The 3,747-nt window shown below is 72.6% G+C and carries 1 protein-coding gene; it reads right to left on the bottom strand.

Annotated features, from left to right (window positions below):
- Positions 1-67 precede the first annotated feature (67 nt).
- The gene (gene mfd / locus ACJA3G_RS32685) at positions 68-3,643 is read right to left on the bottom strand and encodes a transcription-repair coupling factor (protein ID WP_406556655.1); all 3,576 of its coding nucleotides are present in this window, start codon (positions 3,641-3,643) and stop codon (positions 68-70) included.
- Positions 3,644-3,747: the final 104 nt, after the last annotated feature.

The following is a 3,747-nucleotide window of genomic DNA, read 5'->3' as shown; positions in this document are numbered from 1 at the left end:
ATCCTGGGGTCGTGAGCCGGGCCCGGCGGCGCCGCCCGCGTGGCCCCCTACGGCCGCCGGGCCCGGCTCACGACCCCAGGATCGTGGTGAGGAACTCGCCCGTCCACGCCAGCAGTTCGCGGCCCACCACCGGCTTGCCGCCGATCCTGCCCGCCGTCGGGCGCGGCACCAGGATCTGCCGGGTGGGCGCCTTGATGACCGTACGCGGGTGGAGCCGCTTCAGACGCAGCTCCTGGGACTCGCGCAGCTCCACCGGCGCGAAGCGGATGTTGGCGCCCTGGAGCACGATCTCGCCGACCCCGCAGGCCCGCGCCAGCATCCGCAGCCCGGCCACGAGCAGCAGGTTCTCCACCGGCTCGGGCAGCTTGCCGTACCGGTCGGTGAGCTCCTCGCGGACGGCCCGGATGTCCTCCTCGGAGTTGGCCGCGGCGATCGCCCGGTAGGCCTGGAGGCGCAGCCGCTCGCCCGGCGCGTAGTCGTGCGGGACGTGCGCGTCCACCGGCAGCTCGATCTTGACCTCCAGCGGAGCCTCCTCCTGCGCCCCGCCCTCCAGCTGCGCCCGGTAGTCCGCCACGGCCTCGCCCACCATCCGTACGTACAGGTCGAAGCCGACGCCCGCGATGTGCCCGGACTGCTCGCCGCCGAGCAGGTTGCCCGCGCCGCGGATCTCCAGGTCCTTCATTGCCACGTACATGCCCGCGCCCATCTCGGTGTGCTGGGCGATGGTCGCCAGGCGCTCGTGGGCGGTCTCGGTGAGCGGCTTCTCCGGCGGGTAGAGGAAGTAGGCGTACCCGCGGTCGCGGCCACGGCCGACCCGGCCGCGCAACTGGTGGAGCTGGGAGAGGCCGAAGTTGTCGCCGCGCTCGACGATGAGGGTGTTGGCGTTGGAGATGTCGATACCGGACTCGACGATGGTGGTCGAGACGAGCACGTCGAACTTCTTCTCCCAGAAGTCCACGACGACCTGCTCCAGCTCGGACTCGCCCATCTGCCCGTGCGCGGTGCGGATGCGTGCCTCCGGCACGATCTCGCGCAGCCGCGCCGCCGCCCGGTCGATGGACTCGACCCGGTTGTGGATGTAGAAGACCTGGCCCTCGCGCAGCAGCTCGCGCCGGATCGCGGCGCCGATCTGCTTCTCCTCGTACGGCCCCACGAAGGTCAGCACCGGGTGGCGCTCCTCCGGCGGGGTGGTGATCGTCGACATCTCGCGGATGCCGGTGACCGCCATCTCCAACGTACGGGGAATGGGGGTGGCGGACATCGTCAGCACGTCCACGTTGGCGCGCAGCTTCTTCAGCTGCTCCTTGTGCTCGACGCCGAAGCGCTGCTCCTCGTCGACGATGACCAGGCCGAGGTCCTTGAACTTGGTCTCGGAGGAGAAGAGGCGGTGGGTGCCGATGACGATGTCGACGGCGCCGTCCCGCAGGCCCTCCAGGGTCGCCTTCGCCTCGGTGTCGGTCTGGAAGCGGCTCAGCGCCTTCACGTTCACCGGGAACTGGCCGTACCGCTCGGAGAAGGTGCCGTAGTGCTGCTGGACCAGGAGCGTGGTGGGGACCAGCACCGCGACCTGCTTGCCGTCCTGGACCGCCTTGAAGGCCGCGCGGACCGCGATCTCCGTCTTGCCGTAGCCGACGTCGCCGCAGATCAGCCGGTCCATCGGGACCGTCTTCTCCATGTCCTCCTTGACCTCGGCGATCGTGGAGAGCTGGTCGGGCGTCTCCACGTACGGGAAGGCGTCCTCCAGTTCGCGCTGCCAGGGGGTGTCGGGGCCGAAGGCGTGGCCGGGGGCGGCCATCCGCGCCGAGTACAGCTTGATGAGGTCGGCGGCGATCTCCTTGACCGCCTTCTTCGCCCGCTGCTTGGTCTTGGTCCAGTCAGCGCCGCCGAGCCGGTGCAGGGTCGGGGCCTCGCCGCCGACGTACTTGGTGACCTGCTCCAGCTGGTCGGTGGGGATGTAGAGCCGGTCGCCGGGCTGGCCGCGCTTGGCGGGGGCGTACTCCACGAGCAGGTACTCGCGGGTGGCGCCCTGGACGGTCCGCTGGACCATCTCCAGATAGCGGCCCACGCCGTGCTGCTCGTGCACGATGTAGTCGCCCACCTCCAGGGTGAGCGGGTCGATGGTCTTGCGGCGGCGGGCCGGCATCCGGCCCAGGTCCTTGCTGACCGTGCGCTGCCCGGTCAGATCCGTCTCGGTGAGCACGGCGAGGCGCAGGGCCGTGTCGACGAAGCCGTGGTCGATGGCGCCGCAGGCGACGTGGACCACCGAGGGGGCGATCTCGGCCGGGCTGCCCTTCTTCGCGTCCAGCACGGCGAGGCGGGCGGCGATGCCCTCGCCGCCGAGGACCTCCACGGTGCGGGCGGCCGGGCCGTGCGCCTCGGTGACGTAGACCACGCGCCAGCCGTCCGCGAGCCACTGCTTGGTGTCCGCGAGGGCCCGCTGGGTGTCGCCCCGGTAGGTCTCCGGCGCGTGCATGCCGAGCTTGAGGGTGCCCGCCGCGTCATCGGCCGGGGCCGCCGTGTCCAGGTCGGTGTCGTCGGCCCCGAAGGGCGAGACGGTCCACCACATCATGCCGAGCTCGCGGGCCCGGTCGCGGACGTCCGCGATGCCCCACAGCGAGGCCGCGCCGACGTCGATCGGGGCCTCGCCGCCGCCGGCCGTCGCCGCCCACGAGGCCTGGAGGAACTCCTGGCTGGTCGCCACCAGGTCGCCCGCCCGGGTGCGCACCCGCTCCGGGTCGCAGACGACCGCCATGGCGCCCTTGGGCAGCACGTCGAGCAGCAGCTCCATCTCGTCGACCAGGACCGGCGCGAGGGACTCCATGCCCTCGACCGCGATGCCCTCGGCGATCTTGCCGAGCAGCTCGCCCAGCTCCGGGTGGAGCTCGGCGAGGGCGGCGGCCCGGCGGCGCACCTCGTCGGTGAGCAGCAGCTCGCGGCAGGGCGGCGCCCAGAGCCCGTGCTCGGCGACTTCGAGAGACCGCTGGTCGGCGATCTTGAAGTACCGGATCTCCTCGACGTCGTCGCCCCAGAACTCGACCCGGAGCGGATGCTCCTCGGTCGGCGGGAAGACGTCCAGGATGCCGCCCCGCACCGCGAACTCGCCGCGCTTCTCGACCAGCTCCACGCGCGAGTACGCGGCGGCGGCCAGGCCTGCCACGATCTCGTTCAGATCCGCCGACTGCCCGGTGCGCAGCGCCACCGGTTCCAGGTCGCCCAGCCCTTTGACCTGCGGTTGCAGAACGGAACGGATCGGCGCGACCACCACGCTGACCGGGCCGGCCGCCGGATCGTCGTCCCGGGGATGCGCCAGGCGGCGCAGCACGGCGAGCCGGCGGCCCACCGTGTCGCTGCGGGGCGAGAGGCGCTCGTGCGGCAGCGTCTCCCAGGACGGGAACTCGGCCACCTCGTCCGCGGGCAGCAGGGAGCGCAGCGCCGCGGCCAGATCCTCCGCCTCGCGCCCGGTCGCGGTCACCGCGAGCACCGGGCGCCCGCTCTCGCGGGCCAGGGCGGCGACCGCGAAGGGGCGCGCGGCGGGCGGGCCGACGAGGTCGACATGCATCCGGTGGCCGTCGGTGGCGGCCTCGACCGCTTCGGCGAGCGCCGGGTCCCGTACCACCGCGTTCAGCAGACCGTGCAGGCTCATGAAGGGCTTCCATCCCGGGGAGAGGGCAACGCGAACCACCCGACACGTCGTACGGGCCGGGGGCTCCCAGCGTACGCCCGCCCGTCTCCCGACCCCCGACCCCC

This window comes from Streptomyces sp. YS-3 (assembly GCF_045257485.1).
Lineage (GTDB): Bacteria > Actinomycetota > Actinomycetes > Streptomycetales > Streptomycetaceae > Streptomyces.
This window is presented reverse-complemented; position numbering and strand designations above follow the sequence as displayed.